12 protein-coding genes are annotated in these 15713 nt (G+C 72.1%); 5 read left to right on the forward strand and 7 right to left on the reverse strand.

Annotated elements, in window-relative coordinates:
* Positions 1-231 precede the first annotated feature (231 nt).
* The 3 genes from JS521_RS25835 to JS521_RS25845 all read left to right on the forward strand — a co-directional run bounded on the left by JS521_RS25835 (position 232) and on the right by JS521_RS25845 (position 6149).
* Entirely contained in the window at positions 232-1308 is a 1077-nt protein-coding gene (locus JS521_RS25835) for a hypothetical protein (protein WP_205085382.1), read from the forward strand.
* Between the two features lie 248 nt (positions 1309-1556).
* Positions 1557-4865: a S8 family serine peptidase gene (locus tag JS521_RS25840; RefSeq protein WP_205085383.1), complete on the forward strand. Its 3309-nt coding sequence runs from the start codon at positions 1557-1559 to the stop codon at positions 4863-4865.
* 255 nt (positions 4866-5120) lie between these two features.
* Positions 5121-6149, forward strand: coding sequence for an aspartate-semialdehyde dehydrogenase (locus tag JS521_RS25845; RefSeq protein WP_205085384.1), 1029 nt, complete (start codon positions 5121-5123; stop codon positions 6147-6149).
* Positions 6150-6353: 204 nt separating this feature from the next.
* Here JS521_RS25845 and JS521_RS25850 read toward each other — a convergent pair whose 3' ends face one another.
* From JS521_RS25850 to JS521_RS25860, 3 genes are read right to left on the reverse strand one after another with little or no spacing between them, the layout of a single operon-like run.
* Positions 6354-6701, reverse strand: a complete 348-nt coding sequence (locus JS521_RS25850) for a type II toxin-antitoxin system PemK/MazF family toxin (protein ID WP_205085385.1) — start codon at positions 6699-6701, stop codon at positions 6354-6356.
* Positions 6694-6918, reverse strand: coding sequence for a ribbon-helix-helix domain-containing protein (locus tag JS521_RS25855; protein ID WP_205085386.1), 225 nt, complete (start codon positions 6916-6918; stop codon positions 6694-6696). The genes JS521_RS25850 and JS521_RS25855 overlap by 8 nt, the downstream gene beginning before the upstream one ends.
* A 53-nt stretch (positions 6919-6971) precedes the next feature.
* On the reverse strand, positions 6972-7472 hold the full coding sequence (locus JS521_RS25860; RefSeq protein WP_205085387.1) for a DUF1203 domain-containing protein: 501 nt from the start codon (positions 7470-7472) through the stop codon (positions 6972-6974).
* 124 nt (positions 7473-7596) lie between these two features.
* Here JS521_RS25860 and pepN point away from each other — a divergent pair, with 124 nt between their 5' ends.
* Complete coding sequence (gene pepN, locus JS521_RS25865) at positions 7597-10173, forward strand: aminopeptidase N (protein WP_205085388.1); 2577 nt, start codon at positions 7597-7599, stop codon at positions 10171-10173.
* A 259-nt stretch (positions 10174-10432) separates the two neighbouring features.
* The gene (locus tag JS521_RS25870; RefSeq protein ID WP_205085389.1) at positions 10433-10981 is read left to right on the forward strand and encodes a hypothetical protein; all 549 of its coding nucleotides are present in this window, start codon (positions 10433-10435) and stop codon (positions 10979-10981) included.
* 100 nt (positions 10982-11081) lie between these two features.
* Here the strand turns inward: JS521_RS25870 and alc are convergent, their stop codons facing one another.
* From alc to malQ, 4 genes are all read right to left on the reverse strand, one after another.
* Entirely contained in the window at positions 11082-12236 is a 1155-nt protein-coding gene (gene alc / locus JS521_RS25875) for an allantoicase (RefSeq protein ID WP_205085390.1), read from the reverse strand.
* Positions 12237-12300: 64 nt separating this feature from the next.
* Positions 12301-13209: a LysR family transcriptional regulator gene (locus JS521_RS25880; RefSeq protein ID WP_205085391.1), complete on the reverse strand. Its 909-nt coding sequence runs from the start codon at positions 13207-13209 to the stop codon at positions 12301-12303.
* A 152-nt stretch (positions 13210-13361) separates the two neighbouring features.
* Positions 13362-13592: a hypothetical protein gene (locus JS521_RS25885; RefSeq protein WP_006124466.1), complete on the reverse strand. Its 231-nt coding sequence runs from the start codon at positions 13590-13592 to the stop codon at positions 13362-13364.
* Positions 13593-13612: 20 nt separating this feature from the next.
* Entirely contained in the window at positions 13613-15466 is a 1854-nt protein-coding gene (gene malQ / locus JS521_RS25890; protein ID WP_275564220.1) for a 4-alpha-glucanotransferase, read from the reverse strand.
* Between the last annotated feature and the right edge of the window lie 247 nt (positions 15467-15713).

The following is a 15713-nucleotide window of genomic DNA, read 5'->3' on the forward strand; positions in this document are numbered from 1 at the left end:
GGCCGAAGGGGCGTGACAGCGGGGGCGTGACCGAGGGGCGCTCGGACGGGGCGTGCGTGCGGCGCGTAACCGGCGCTCGCACACCTGCCCGAGGCGCCCCTCCCGCAATTCCCGGCGCGACGGCCCTTTTCGGTTGTCGAACGTCCGTGCTTTAGGACGGCGTTGTCCGGGAATGTCGACGGGCGTGTAACAGAGGTTAGGGCCCCCTCTTCGGGCGGGAAACCCCGGGACATGACCCAGAACACCCCGCTCTCCGCCCGCCTCCCGCGTCTCCCCCTTCACCCCGGTGATGTGACGCAGCGTGTCCTGTCCGCCGCCCAGTTGAGGGCGCGGGGCGTGTCCGCCGCGCAGACGTCCGCCCAGTGCCTGCCCGGCGGCCCCTGGCAGCACCTGCTGCCGGGCGTCTACCTGCTGAACCCGGGCCCGCCCACCGGCCAGGAGCGGCTGCACGGGGCGCTGTTGTACGCGGGGCGTCCGCCGGTCTCCGCGCGGCGCTCTCCGGCGGGCTCCACGGACGCGGGGTACGGCGAGGCGATGGTCACCGGGGTCGCCGCGCTCGCGCTGCACGGCTTCACCTCGGTCGGGGAGCTGGGGGCGCTGCACCGGATCGACGTGCTGGTCGCCCGCACCCGGCGGCTGCGGTCCACCCGGTTCGTGGAGGTGCTGCGGACCGCCTCGATGCCGGTCCCGGTGCGGGTGGGCGAGGTGCCCGTCGCCCCGGTGGAGCGGGCGCTCGCGGACGCGGTGGCGGGCATGGCGGAGGCAGCGGACGTCCGTCGGCTGCTGACCGAGGCCGTACGGGACGGGCACTGCGAACCTGCTTCCGTGGTACGTGAGTTGAGCGAGGCGAAACTGCTGGCGCGGCCCGCCGTGGTGGGTGCGGTGGACGCGCTGCTGGCCGAGGGGCGGGCGGTGGCGGAGGCGCGGCTGTACGCGATGGTGCGCGAGTACGGGCTGCCGGAGCCGGTGTGGAACGTGGAGCTGCGGCTGCCGGGCGGGCCGGGCCTCGGCGGGGTCGACGCCTACTGGCCCGATCACGCGGTGGCGGTGGAGCTGGACTCCCGGGCGCCCCGGCACGCCGTGCACGGCGTGTCCGGCCGGCGGGGCGGCCGGGTCCAGGAGGACCCGCAGTGGTCCGCGTGCGCCGCGAAGCGGGAGCATCTGGACCGGCTCGGGGTCACGGTAGTCCGCCTCACCCCCAGGAAGCTGCGCGAGGCGCTGGACCAGCAGGCGACAGTGGTGCGGACGGCGTTGATGGCGGCGGCGGACCGGGAGCCGGCCGCGTATGTGATGGTGCTGCCGCGCTGAGCGGCCCCTGAGCCGGTCCGGACCACGGGCACCGCTGGTCCGGACCACGGGTGCGGCGGTACGTGTCACCAGGCGCCACGGGCGTACCGTTTGACCTCATTCCTCCCTCATGGCATATCGCGCCCCGTGGCGGATCTATGCCATGTCCCTGACTCGCCTCCGTCAACTCTCCACAAACCCCTGTCATTTACGACAGGGTGAGCGGTCATCCGGTACCGAATTCCGGACTCTCTCTTTCAATTACAGGGATGCTGATGACCAAGGAATCCCCCAGCTCCATACCCGGGGCGAGACGCGCGGCTCGTATCGCGGCCGCTGCCGGTCTGGCGGCCGCACTCGCCGCCTCCGGCGCGGCACCGGCACTCGCCGTCGACGACCCGGCACCGGCACCCGTCAAACCGGCCGCCACGAGCGACCGGGGCGACAAGCTCGGCAAGGCCGACGCCGATGTTCTGGCGAAGGCCGAAGCCAAGGGCGAGAAGAACATCACCATGATGGTCGCCACCACTCCCGGGGCGACCGAGCAGGTCAGCAAGCAGCTGGACGCCGTCGAGGGCTCCGTGCTCGGCCAGACCTACGACAAGCTCGGCTACGTCCGGGCGACGGTCCCGACGCGGAGCGCCGAGTCCACCATCAAGGCGGCCTCCAAGCTCTCCTCCGTCCTCGGCATCGATCTCAAGCAGGAGATCAAGCTGGACGACCCGACGCCCAAGGGCGACCGGGCCGCCGGGGCCAAGCAGACCAAGGCCACGGGCAGTTACGCGGCGCCGAACAAGAAGACCCCGGCGAAGAACCCGTACAACCCGTCGTTCGAGACGGGTGCGGTCGACTTCGTCGCGAAGAACCCGAAGGCCGACGGCCGCGGGATCACCATCGGCGTCCTGGACTCCGGCGTCGACCTCGGTCACCCGGCGCTCAAGAAGACCACCACCGGCGAGCGCAAGATCGTCGACTGGGTGACCGCCACCGACCCGGTGAGCGACGGCGACGGCACCTGGCTGCGGATGACCGAGTCCGTCAGCGGCCCGACGTTCACGTCCGGCGGCAAGACGTACGCGGCCCCCGCGGGCAGCTACAAGTTCGCCACCTTCGCCGAGTCGGCCACGGCCGGCGGCGACATGGCGGGCGACCTCAACCGCGACGGTGACACCACCGACGTCTGGGGCGTGCTGTACGACCCGGTCACCGGCACCACCCGGGTCGACCTGAACAGCAACGCGGACTTCTCCGACGACAAGGTCCTCAAGCCGTACAAGGAGAAGTTCCAGGTCTCCTACTTCGGTGAGGACGACCCGCGGACCCCCGTCGTCGAGCGCATCCCGTTCGTCGTCGAGACCCGCAAGGGCGTCACGTACAACGCGGCCGGCGCCAAGGCCGACTTCGTCAACATCGGTGTCATCGAGGGCTCGCACGGCACGCACGTCGCGGGTATCACCGCGGCCAACGGGCTGTTCGGCGGCGAGATGAACGGTGCCGCCCCCGGCGCCAAGATCGTCTCCTCGCGCGCCTGCACCTGGTCGGGCGGCTGCACCAACATAGCGCTGACCGAGGGCATGATCGACCTCGTCGTCAACCGCGGTGTCGACATCGTCAACATGTCGATCGGCGGCCTGCCGCCGCTGAACGACGGCAACAACGCGCGCGCCGAGCTGTACAAGCGGCTCGTCGACATCTACGGCGTCCAGCTGGTCATCTCGGCCGGCAACAGCGGCCCGGGGCTCAACACCATCGGTGACCCGTCGCTCGCCGACCACGTGATCTCGGTCGGCGCGTCGATCTCCAAGGAGACGTGGGCGGCCAACTACGGCTCCAACGTCACCAAGAAGTACGACATGCTGCCCTTCTCCTCGCGCGGTCCGCGTGAGGACGGCGGCTTCACGCCGATCCTCTCGGCGCCGGGTGCGTCCATCAACACCACCCAGACCTGGGCGCCGGGCGGTCCGGTCAAGGAGGCGGGTTACGACCTGCCGGCCGGCTACTCCATGCTCCAGGGCACCTCGATGGCCTCCCCGCAGGCCGCGGGCGCTGCCGCGCTGCTGCTGTCGAAGGCGAAGCAGACCGGCATCGAGCTTCCCCCGGCCGACCTGCGCGTGGCTCTGACGAGCACCGCGGGCCACATCGCGGACGTGCCCGCGCACGTCCAGGGCTCCGGTCTGATCGACATCGTCAAGGCCTGGAAGCAGATCTCCAAGCAGGGCAAGCCCGCGCACGAGTTCTCGGTGAAGGCCCCGGTCGACACCGCGATCGACTTCGCGCTCAAGGACCCGGGCTTCGGCACCGGCCTCTACGACCGCGAGGGCGGCCTGAAGGTCGGCGAGTCCAAGGTCTACGACGTCGTCGTCACCCGCACCACGGGCCCGGACCGCGCCGTCCAGCACAAGCTGTCGTGGAAGAACAACGACGGCACCTTCGAGCTCAGCAGCCCCGAGTACGTCTCGCTGCCGCTCGACACGCCGGTCAAGCTGAAGGTCAGGGCCAAGGCGAAGACCGCCGGGGTGCACAGCGCCATCCTCCAGGTCGACGACAAGAAGACCTCCGGCGTCGACCACCAGATCATGACCACGGTCGTCATCGCCCAGGAGCTGCAGCAGCCCGGTTACGCCTACAAGGCCTCCGGCTCGGTGCAGCGCAACGGCACCACGTCGTACTTCGTCAACGTGCCGGAGGGCGCGAAGACCCTTGAGGTCGCCCTCAGCGCGCTGCGCTCGGGCAGCCAGACCCGGTTCATCGCCCTGCACCCGTACGGGACGCCGGTCGACCCGACCTCGACGGTCAACTGCTACCCGAACTACGAGAACCCGGCCAACACCTGCCGCCCGGACGTGCGCTCCTACAAGGACCCGCAGCCCGGCGTCTGGGAGATCGAGGTCGAGTCGCGCCGTACGTCGCCGCTGCTGGACAACCCGTACAAGCTGGATGTCTCGCTGCTCGGCGTGACCTTCGACCCGGCGGTGCGCACCATCGCCGAGGCGAAGATCGGTGCTCCGGCCGCGGTGGACTGGAAGGTCACCAACACGGCCGCCGCCCTCCAGGGCAAGCTCCAGGGCGGTTCGCTGGGCTCGGCCAAGGTGGACAAGCCGTCGATCTCCACGGGTCAGACCCGTGAGACCACGGTGACCATCGGTGCCGGCGTCGAGAAGCTCGACTTCGCCATCGGCGGTACGTCGGACGCCAACGCCGACCTCGACCTGTACGTCTTCCGGGGCGCCACGCAGGTCGGCAGCGGCACCACCGCCGGTTCCGAGGAGGCGGTCAGCCTGCTGAAGCCCGCCGCGGGCACGTACACGGTGGTCGTCGACGGTTACTCGGTCCCGGCCGGGTCGACCACGTACGACTACCGCGACGTGTACTACTCGGCGTCGCTCGGCACGATCAAGGTCGACTCCTCCAAGGCGGTGAACCTGGCCAACGGCGCGTCCGCCCAGGTCGGCGCCGAGGTCGTGGTCGCCGGGGCGGCTCCCGAGGGCCGTCAGTTCTTCGGTGAGGTCCAGCTGGTCAATGCGCGCGGCACCGCCGCGGGCACCGGCAGCGTCGTGATCGAGAAGGTCACGCCGTAACGGATCCCTGCGATACGGCAGCGGGGCGGGCGCTCTCACGAGCACCCGCCCCGCTGTGCGTGTTCCTCGTCACAGGCCGCGGAGACCGCCGCAGATGTTTCCCCACGCAGGCACGGACGTTGCAGAATCTGCGGCCCTCGCGGGAAGAGTCCGCAGGTCGGACAATGGATTGGACAAGCCGGGCCCGGACATACGCATCATGGTGCGGCATACGGACCGCACAGACGCACAGGTGTACAGAACAGAGGAGTCCTCGTGAAGGTCGGAATCGTCGGCGCCACCGGTCAGGTCGGCACAGTCATGCTCAGGATCCTGGCCGAGCGCAAGTTCCCGGTCGACGAGCTGCGGCTGTTCGCCTCCGCCCGGTCCGCGGGCTCCACGATCGACTTCCAGGGCTCCCCCGTCACCGTCGAGGACGCCTCCACGGCCGACTACACCGGCCTGGACATCGTGCTGTTCTCCGCCGGCGGCGCGACCTCGAAGGCCCTGGCCGAGAAGGTCGCCGCCCAGGGCGCCGTGGTGATCGACAACTCCTCCGCCTGGCGCAAGGACCCCGAGGTCCCCCTCGTCGTCTCCGAGGTCAACCCGCACGCGGCGAAGGTCCGCCCCAAGGGGATCATCGCCAACCCGAACTGCACCACGATGGCCGCGATGCCCGTGCTGCGCCCGCTGCACGACGAGGCCGGTCTCGAAGCGCTGACCGTCGCCACCTACCAGGCCGTGTCCGGCTCCGGGGTCGCCGGGGTCGCCGAGCTGCACGGCCAGGCGGCCAAGGTCGTCGCCGAGGCGGAGAAGCTGGCCCACGACGGCGAGGCCGTGGACTTCCCCGAGCCGGCCGTCTACAAGCGCCCGATCGCCTTCAACGTACTGCCGCTGGCGGGCTCGATCGTGGACGACGGCTCGTTCGAGACGGACGAGGAGCAGAAGCTCCGCAACGAGTCCCGCAAGATCCTGGAGATCCCTGAGCTGAAGGTCTCCGGCACCTGCGTCCGGGTTCCGGTCTTCTCCGGCCACTCGCTCCAGATCAACGCCCGCTTCGCCCGCCCGATCGGCGTCGAGCGCGCCTACGAGCTGCTGAAGGACGCCGAGGGCGTCGAGCTGTCCGAGATCCCGACCCCGCTCCAGGCGGCGGGCAAGGACGCCTCCTACGTCGGCCGCATCCGGGTCGACGAGACGGTGGACCACGGCCTCGCGCTGTTCGTCTCCAACGACAACCTGCGCAAGGGCGCGGCGCTGAACGCCGTGCAGATCGCGGAGCTGGTGGCGGCCGAGCTGAAGGGCTGACGCGCGGCCTTACGCGTAACAACGTCGAAGGGGGGGGGCCCCCCGGTAAACCGGGGGGGCCCCCCCGGCGGGGGGGGGGCCCCCGCGGGTGGGGGGGGGGGGGGGGGGGGGGTGGGGGGGGGGCGGGGGGGGTTTTTACTTAACCGGTCTTGGGGGGGGGCCGCTCGTTACCCGGGGGGCCCCCCCCCCCTTCGCGTGCGTGGTTCAGAGCGCGAGATGGCGACGGAGGGCCCTGTCGATCTCCGCCATGCGCTGGCGGGGCACCTCGCCGATGCGCTTCAGGATCCGGTCGGGGGAAACCGCCCGGATCTGCTCGCACTGGGCCTTGGAGTTCTGCGGGAGGCGGCTCTCCTCCGCGGTGAGAAGCACCTGGAAGCTGAGGATCCGCGAGGTGTTCGAGGTCAGGGGCACCACGGCGACGACGCCCCTGCCGGACACCTCGGCCGACCGGTTGGCGGCGTTGTTGGAGACGATCACCGCCGGTCGCACCTTGTTGGCTTCGCTCCCCCGCGCGGGCTCCAGGTCCACGAGATGGATGTCGCCCCTACGCATCCGTGAGCCCGTCGGCCACGGTGCGGTCCCACAGGGCGGCGTCCTCACTCGCGTCCCACTCCTGGAACGCCTCGGTGTACTCCGCCTCCAAGCCTGCGGTACGCAGCAACTCGATAGCGGTGTGTATGACGGCGGACCGGGAATCCGCGTCGGTCTTCGCCGCGTACTCGTCGACGAAGGCGACATCCTCCTGCGGCAGACTCACACTAATCTTCATACCGTCGATGCTACCAAGGGTGGCACCGCGCTGCTACCCGGGAACGGGGGCCTTCAAGGCCGCCGGACCTCGAAGTGGAAGCACCCGTACTCCACCGCCCGTACATGCACCAGCGCCACCTCCGGGTCCGCGAACGCCTCGTCGAAGGCTGCGTCGAAACCCTTGTCCGCCTCGGCCGGGATCTCCAGGAGCCGGCCGCCGACGATACGGCCGTGTGCGTCGTAGCGGCGGACCGTGCGCAGGGCTCCGGGGCGCGAGAACGGGTAGCCCGCGCGCTCCGGGTCCGGGCCCGCGCACGCCTCGGCGTGGAGGAAGACCGGGCCCTGCTCGTCGTACGCCCCCGGCCTCGCCCCGGTCGCGGCGGCCCAGCGGCGCAGCGGGGCGTAGGAGACGAGGGCGATGCGCTCACCCGGCACGCTCCCGCGCAGGCAGCACCGCAGGGGGTGACCGCCCTCGGCCGCGGTGAACGGGTGGCAGGGCCGGCCCGCGTCGTCCACGGCGCGGAGTTCGGCGAGGGCGGCGGGGTCGATGGGGCGGGGCTGGTATCCGGTCATGGTTCGAGCCTGTCCCCCGAGGCCGTCCCCGTCCGGCGGAAAACGGACATCGCGCTGGGAGCACGGCACGTGGAAGGATGGCGGAAACGCCGCATATCAAGTCGCACACCTAGGAGATGACCGCGTGCCTGGCACGAATCTGACCCGCGAAGAGGCACAGGAGCGGGCGCGCCTGCTGACCGTGGACGCGTACGAGATCGATCTCGACCTCTCCGGAGCGCAGGAGGGCGGCACCTACCGGTCCGTGACCACCGTGCGCTTCGACTGCGCGGAGGCGGGTGCGGAGTCCTTCATCGACCTGGTCGCCCCGGCCGTCCACGACGTGGTGCTGAACGGCAAGGACCTGGACGTGGCCGCCGTCTTCCGTGACTCACGGATCGCGCTGCCGCAACTGCGCGAGGGCGCCAACGAGCTGAAGGTCGTCGCCGACTGCTCGTACACCAACACCGGTGAGGGCCTGCACCGGTTCGTCGACCCGGTCGACGAGCAGGCCTACCTGTACACGCAGTTCGAGGTCCCGGACGCCCGTCGCGTCTTCGCCTCGTTCGAGCAGCCGGACCTGAAGGCGACCTTCCAGTTCACCGTCAAGGCCCCTTCCGGCTGGACGGTCATCTCGAACTCGCCGACGCCGGAGCCCGCGGGCGACGTCTGGACCTTCGAGCCGACGCCGCGCATCTCCACGTACATCACGGCCCTCATCGTCGGCCCGTACCACGCGGTGCACAGCACGTACGAGAAGGACGGCCAGACCGTCCCGCTCGGCATCTACTGCCGCCCCTCGCTGGCGGAGTACCTGGACGCGGACGACATCTTCGCCGTGACCCGGCAGGGCTTCGAGTGGTTCCAGGAGAAGTTCGACTACGCGTACCCGTTCGCCAAGTACGACCAGCTCTTCGTCCCGGAGTTCAATGCGGGCGCGATGGAGAACGCGGGCGCGGTCACCATCCGCGACCAGTACGTCTTCCGCTCCAAGGTGACGGACGCGGCGTACGAGGTGCGGGCCGAGACGATCCTGCACGAGCTGGCCCACATGTGGTTCGGCGACCTCGTGACGATGGAGTGGTGGAACGACCTCTGGCTGAACGAGTCGTTCGCCACCTACACCTCGATCGCCTGCCAGGCGGACGCGGCGGGCTCGAAGTGGCCGCACTCCTGGACCACGTTCGCCAACTCCATGAAGACCTGGGCGTACCGGCAGGACCAGCTGCCCTCCACGCACCCGATCATGGCGGACATCAGCGACCTGGACGACGTCCTCGTCAACTTCGACGGGATCACGTACGCCAAGGGCGCCTCCGTCCTGAAGCAGCTCGTGGCGTACGTCGGCAAGGACGCGTTCTTCCAGGGCGTGCAGGCGTACTTCAAGGCGCACGCCTTCGGCAACACCCGCCTCTCCGACCTGCTGGGCGCGCTGGAGAAGACCTCCGGGCGCGACCTGAAGACCTGGTCGAAGGCGTGGCTGGAGACGGCCGGGATCAACATCCTGCGCCCGGAGATCGAGACCGACGAGAACGGCGTCGTCACCTCCTTCACCGTGCTCCAGGAGGCCCCCGCGCTGCCCGCCGGAGCCAAGGGCGAACCGACGCTGCGCCCGCACCGCATCGCCATCGGCGCGTACGACCTCGACGCGGACGGCAAGCTCGTGCGCACCGACCGGATCGAGCTGGACGTCGACGGCGCGCGCACCGACGTGCCCGCCCTGGTGGGCAAGGCCCGTCCGGCGGTCGTCCTGCTCAACGACGACGACCTGTCGTACGCGAAGGTCCGCCTGGACGCCGAGTCGCTGCGGGTCGTCACCGAGCACCTGGGCGACTTCACCGAGTCGCTGCCGCGCGCCCTGAGCTGGGCCTCGGCCTGGGACATGACGCGCGACGGCGAGCTGGCGACCCGCGACTACCTCTCGCTGGTGCTCTCGGGCATCGGCAAGGAGTCGGACATCGGCGTCGTCCAGTCGCTGCACCGCCAGGTGAAGCTGGCGCTCGACCTGTACGCGGCCCCGGAGACCCGTCAGGCCGCGCTCAACCAGTGGACGGAAGCGACGCTGGCGCACCTGCAGACGGCCGAGCCGGGCAGCGACCACCAGCTGGCGTGGGCCCGCGCCTTCGCAGCCACCGCCCGCAACCCGCAGCAGCTGGACCTGCTCCAGTCGCTGCTGGACGGCACCGAGTCGATCGAGGGCCTGGCCGTCGACACCGAGCTGCGGTGGGCGTTCGTGCAGCGGCTGGCCGCGGCCGGGCTGCTGGACGAGGAGGAGATCACCGCGGAGTACGAGCGGGACAAGACGGCGGCGGGCGAGCGCCACGCGGCCTCCGCGCGGGCGGCCCAGCCGTCCGACGAGGCCAAGGCCCAGGCGTGGGCCTCGGTCGTGGAGTCCGACAAGCTGCCGAACTCGCTCCAGGAAGCGGTCATCAGCGGCTTCGTCCAGACGGACCAGCGCGAGCTGCTGGCCCCGTACACGGAGAAGTTCTTCGCCGCGGTGAAGGACGTCTGGGACTCGCGCAGCCACGAGATGGCCCAGCAGATCGCGGTGGGCCTCTACCCGGCCCTCCAGGTCTCGCAGGAGACCCTGGACGCCACGGACGCCTGGCTGGCCTCGGCCGAGCCGAGCGCGGCCCTGCGCCGGCTGATGTCGGAGTCGCGGTCCGGTGTGGAGCGGGCTCTGAAGGCCCAGGCGGCGGACGCGGCGGCGGCCACGGCCTGACACGCACACCCCCGAGGGGGCGCTCTCTCCGCTGCGGCGGAGAGGGCGCCCCTTCGGCGTACGCCCGCGCCTCGTGCCCTACGCGCGCTTTCGCCGTACGCTCGCGCATTTGCCGTACGCTCGCGCGTTCGCCGTACGCTCGCGCGTTTGCCGTAGCTCGCGCGTTCGCCGTACGTCCGCGCGCGGGTGGGTCTCCCGTGGCCTACGGTCCGAAGGGTCGTCGCAGGAAGCTTCGGTCGCAGGCCACGGGAGGGTTCGGATGCCCGGCTTCGCCGCCGCCGTGCCGGTCGCGCTGGCCCTGTGCGCGGGGCTGGTGACGGGCCCCTCCCCCGCGCCTGCCGCCGTCGCGTCGCCCGTCGCCGACTGCCGGGCCGGCCCGGCGGGCTGCTACGACCTCTACACGTACGGCTACACCCTGGGGCTGCACCCGTTCACCGAGCCGGAGGCCGTACGGCGGCAGCTGACCGACCACTTCTGGCTGTTCCCGGTCAGCGGTGGCTGTGCGGGGCGGATCCGGGCCGGGGCGCGCTGCGAGCTGCTGGGCGGCAACCCGGTCGAAGTCGAGCACATCGGGGACGACTTCTTCCAGATCAACACGCTGCCGGGCCATCAGCTGGGCCGGGGCATGCACATCCGCTTCGCGTTCTCGCGGACCCTCGGCTTCCACACGATGACGGTCCGGGCCTGGCAGGACCGGCCCACCGACTGCACGGGCGAGGCCTTCTGCAACGGGGTGAACCGGGCGTTCGCCTGGGCGACCTGGCGGGTGCTGGCCAAGACGCTGTACGTCACGGCGTACGCGGCCTGAGCCGCCGGGCGGCCGAGTGGGCTGGAAACCGCCCGGCGGGCGGGCGCTGGAGCGCAACCGTCCGCCGGGCGGAGACTGGGGCCGGGGAGGCCTTACGGGGTTACGCGCCCGACTCCTCGTACCGCCGGGTCAGCTCGGCCGCGCCGGACTCCGTGAGGCTGCCGTGCAGCCGCATCCGGGCCACACCGCCGTCGGGGAAGGCGTCGAGGCGGACGTGGGTGACGACGGCCTGGGCGCGCAGCACGAAGCGGTGCAGGGTGTCGGGCTGGAGGCGGGTGCGCGGGATGATCTCGAACCACTCGCCGGTGTCGCCGTTGCGTCCCTGGAGGGCGATCCAGCCGGCGGAGTTGCCCTTGAGGCAGGCGGTGTCGATCTCGATCGCGCGGACCGCGCCCTGGGCGGGGAGGCGGAAGCGCACCCAGTCGTTGGTGTCGCGGACCCGGCGGCGGCGGTTCTCCCAGCCGTCGTCCATCTTGCGGGAGGTGCCCGGCAGGATGATCTGGGTGGGCGAGGAGTAGAAGCGGTCGGAGGCGTCCTCGTACGTACCGCCGTTGAGCACCGAGATCAGGTCCACCGTGCCGAGCGCGGCGAGCCAGGCCGGGTCCGGGACGACCTCGCCGTGCACGCGGAGGCGGGCGATGCCGCCGTCGGGGTGCTGGCAGAGGCGGATGTGGGTGTAGCGACGGCCGCCGGTGATCTCGAAGGCGTTGGCCGCGTGGCCGCGTACGGGGGTGGGCGGGAGGATCTCCTCCCACTTCACGTCGTCGGCGAGGAGCTGCTCGGGGCTCGGTGCGCCCTCGACGGAGGTGGCCTGGACGGACACGCGCTGCGGGTAGTTGCCGCGGAAGTGGGCGGTGTCCAGGACGATGCCCCGGATGACACCGGGGGCGCCGAGGCGGACGATCGCCCAGTCGTGGTCCTCGGGGGCCGGGAAGGGGGTCTCGGCGTCGGCGCCGCGGCGGCGGCGGGTCTCCCAGCCGTCCATGATCTTGCCCTTGTGCCCGAAGTGCTCGGGGTCGAAGACGGCGCGCTCGCGGATCAGGAGGTTCTCGCGCTCGGCGAAGAACTCGTCGTTGGCGGCGATCACGCCCGCGCCGAGGCGGCGGTCGGCGAGGTCGACCAGCTCGGTGAAGGGGAGGTCGCCGGCCTTGCGGTAGTCGGCGTACGGGTCGCCGCCGCCGTAGGGCGCGGCGTCATTGGCGTGGGGGTCGGTGTCGGAGTTCTGGAATGTGGTCTCGCTCGCGTCGAAGGTCATGTCCTTACCTTGACGCCACCGGACCCATCAGGTCCATCGAAAGTTTTCGCAGATACCGTTCAGTTCAGCTGAACGATCGGGCGGTCTCGGTGAGCGCCGCGAGCACCCGCGCCACCGCCGGTCCGCTCTCCGCCCCGTGCCGGACCGCCGCCACCACGTGGCGGCGCGGCCGGTCCGCCTCCAGCACCCGCATCACCACGCCCTCGCGGCGCTCCCGGGCGGCCATCCGGGGGACCAGGGCCACGCCCATGTCGGCCTCGACCAGGGCGAGGATCGCGGTCCAGCCGGCGGCGCTGTGGGCCTGCTCGGGGACGAAGCCGGCCGCCTCGCAGGCGGCGGTGGTGATCTCGGACCAGGGTCCGGAGCCGCCGAAGATCCACCGGTCGGCGGCCAGGTCCGCGAGGCGCAGTTCCGGTGCGGCGGCCAGGGGGTGGCCGGCGGGGAGTGCCACGTCGAGCGGGTCGACGAGCAGCGGGAAGAGGCTGAAGCGGGGGTCGCGGGCGGTCGGCGCGTGGGCGGCCAGCGAGAGGGCCAGGTCCACCTCGCCCGCGGTGAGGAGCTCGTACGCCTGGGCAGCCTCGGCCTCCCGGACGCGAACGTCGGGCCCCGGGCGGTCCTCGGCGCGCAGCAGCCGGACGGCGGGGACGACGAGGGCGGGCACGGCGGTGGAGAACGCGGCGACCCGGACCTCGCCGGCCTCGCCGCGCAGATAGCCGGTCAGTTCGGCCTCGGCCCGCTCCAGCTGGGCGAAGACCGCCTCGGCGTGGCGCAGGACGAGGTGGGCGGCGTCGGTGAGGCGGACCCGGCGGCCCTGGGCCTCCAGGAGGTCCACGCCGAGCTGCTTGGCCAGATTGGTGAGCTGCTGGGAGACCGCGGAGGGGGTCATCAGGAGCGCCTCGGCGGTCGCCGTGACCGTGCCCCGGTCGCGCAGCGTGCGCAGGATGCGGAGCTTCTTGACGTCCCACTCGGTCATGGGCGCAACCTACCGGCCCGGCCCTCGCCCCCGCGGACTCGTCCGGGGCGGGGCGGCGCTGGGCGGGCTCGTCCGGGGCCGGACGCACGAGTGCGCCGCGCGGTAGCTCCTACCGGCGGCGCATCCTTCGTGCATGTCGTACGCGTGCGGGGTCAGACCTGCTTCTTGGACTTGTCCAGGACCATCACCAGGGCCGTGATCACCACGAACAGGGCGATGGGCGCGACCACGTAGAGACCGATGGTCTCGATCGCGCTCAGGCGCGGAGCCGGGTCGTCACCGTCGTCGGGCGTGAGCGCGAGCGCCGGGGCCGACATGAGCAGCATCATCAGCGTCGTCCCGGCCGCAACGACGCCGGCGCGCATAGCGTTCTTCTTGTCCACGGTGCCAACGTAGCGAACGCCTAGGGACGGCGCTCGCCCGGGGGTGCCGTATGAGGCTTTCGGGGCCTGAGGACCTCCATCAGCGCGTGCAGCCGGGGCGAGGCGGTGATCTCCTCCAGGGTGACCGGACGGCCCTCGGCGTCGGCGATCGGGAGCCGCCAGTTGGGGTACTGGTCCCAGGTGCCGGGGAGGTTCTGCGGGCGGCGGTCGCCCACGGTGTCGGGGAGCCAGACGCCGGTCATCCGGGCGGGGGTGCGCAGCAGGAAGCGGTGGACGGCCCGGACGGCGGCCTCCTCGTCGCCGTCGCCCTCGGGGAGCATCCGCAGTCGGGCGAGGAGGGCCAGCCACTCGGCGGTGTCGGTGAGGTCGGCGGTCAGCTCCTCCTCCAGGGAGCGGGTGAGCAGGCCGAGGCGGTGGCGCAGCGTCACATGATCGCCGGTCAGCCGGGCGGCGGTGGACGGCAGATCGTGGGTGGTCGCGGTGGCCAGGCAGTCCTGGCGCCACTTCTCCGGGGCGAGCGGCCGGCCGTCGCCGTCCCAGTCGCGCTCGAACCAGAGCACCGAGGTGCCGAGCACGCCACGCCGGGCGAGCGCCTCGCGGACGCCGGGCTCGACGGTGCCGAGGTCCTCGCCGACGACGGCGGTACCGGCCCGGTGGGCCTCCAGGACGAGGACGGCGAGCATCGCCTCGGCGTCGTACGCGACATACGTGCCGTCCGTGGGCGGGCGGCCCTCGGGCACCCACCAGAGCCGGAACAGGCCCATGACGTGGTCGATGCGCAGGGCGCCCGCGTGGGCCAGCAGGCCGCGCAGCAGGCCCCGGTAGGCGGCGTAACCGGTGGCGGCGAGGGTGTCGGGGCGCCAGGGCGGCAGGCCCCAGTCCTGGCCGCGCGCGTTGAAGGCGTCGGGCGGCGCGCCGACGGACATGCCGTGGGCGAAGGCGTCCTGCTGGGACCAGGTGTCGGCCCCTGCCGGGTGCACGCCGACGGCGAGGTCGTGGACGATCCCGACGCCCATCCCGGCGTCCTCGGCGGCCCGCTGGGCGTCGGCGAGCTGGCCGGCGGTCAGCCAGGCGAGGCGGCAGTGGAAGTCGACCCGGTCGAGCAGTTCGGAGCGGGCGCGGGCGGTCCCCGGGGAGCGGGGGTCGCGCAGAACCTCGGGCCAGGCGTGCCAGTCGGGGCCGTGGACCTCGGCGAGCGCGCACCACAGGGCGTGGTCCTCCAGCGCCTGACCCTGCTGGGCCAGGAAGTCGCAGTAGGCGGCGCGGCGGCCGGGGGTGAGCGGCACCTGGACGACCAGCTCCAGGGCCTGGCGCTTCAGCTCCCAGACGGCGTCCCGGTCGATCAGCGCGCCCTTGTTCAGCACGGCCTCGCCGAGGGCGGCGGCGTCCTGCCGCAGGTCGTCCAGGGTGGCCCGGTCGCGGACGTGGCCGTACTCGGGGATGGACTCGATGTGCAGGTGCACCGGGTCGGGGAAGCGGCGCGAGGAGGGGCGGTACGGGGAGGGGTCGGTGGGCTTCCCGGGAACGGCCGCGTGCAACGGGTTGACCTGGACGAACCCGGAGCCGGTGCTGCGCCCGGCCCAGGCGGCGAGGTCGGCCAGGTCCCCGAGGTCACCCATACCCCAGGAGCGGGCGGAGAGCAGGGAGTAGAGCTGCACCAGGAAGCCGTGGGTGCGCCCGGGCGGCTGCGGCACACGGGCCGGGGCGGCGACGAGGACGGCGGTGGCCCGGCGGTGGTCCGGCGTACGGACGTGGATCCGGTGGACGCCGGGGGGCGGCGGGATCCACCAGGCGGGCAGGGCGTCCGGCTCCGGACCCGGGGATCGCACGGGCCGCACGGGAGCGGGGGCGCTGTCGCCGGGGGCGGGCCGCATGGCGGCGTCGGCCGGAGCCGGAGCGGGGGCGGCGTTACCCGGAAGCGGGGCCGGTGCGGCGCTTCCCGGGACCGGCACGGAACCCGCATCGCCGTCTCCCGGGAGCCGCACGGCCCCGGCGGGGGCCCCCCCCCCCCCCCCCAAACCAGCCCCCCCAGCGCCGCCCCCCCCGTAAGGAACAACAAGCGCCCCCCCGCAACCCAATCCTACCGCGCGGGCAGCCCCCCCCCGCAGGCGCGGTGGCGCA

Origin of the sequence: Streptomyces durocortorensis, assembly GCF_016901035.1 — a bacterium.
In the GTDB taxonomy this organism is placed as follows: Bacteria; Actinomycetota; Actinomycetes; order Streptomycetales; family Streptomycetaceae; genus Streptomyces; species Streptomyces durocortorensis.

Coding starts and splice junctions, on each gene's coding strand:
- JS521_RS25835 (WP_205085382.1), top strand. CDS start 232: ATGACCCAGAACACCCCGCTCTCCGCCCGCCTCCCGCGTCTCCCCCTT.
- JS521_RS25840 (WP_205085383.1), top strand. CDS start 1,557: ATGCTGATGACCAAGGAATCCCCCAGCTCCATACCCGGGGCGAGACGC.
- JS521_RS25850 (WP_205085385.1), bottom strand. CDS start 6,701: ATGCGTAGGGGCGACATCCATCTCGTGGACCTGGAGCCCGCGCGGGGG.
- JS521_RS25855 (WP_205085386.1), bottom strand. CDS start 6,918: ATGAAGATTAGTGTGAGTCTGCCGCAGGAGGATGTCGCCTTCGTCGAC.
- JS521_RS25860 (WP_205085387.1), bottom strand. CDS start 7,472: ATGACCGGATACCAGCCCCGCCCCATCGACCCCGCCGCCCTCGCCGAA.
- JS521_RS25870 (WP_205085389.1), top strand. CDS start 10,433: ATGCCCGGCTTCGCCGCCGCCGTGCCGGTCGCGCTGGCCCTGTGCGCG.
- alc (WP_205085390.1), bottom strand. CDS start 12,236: ATGACCTTCGACGCGAGCGAGACCACATTCCAGAACTCCGACACCGAC.
- JS521_RS25880 (WP_205085391.1), bottom strand. CDS start 13,209: ATGACCGAGTGGGACGTCAAGAAGCTCCGCATCCTGCGCACGCTGCGC.
- malQ (WP_275564220.1), bottom strand. CDS start 15,466: ATGCGGCCCGCCCCCGGCGACAGCGCCCCCGCTCCCGTGCGGCCCGTG.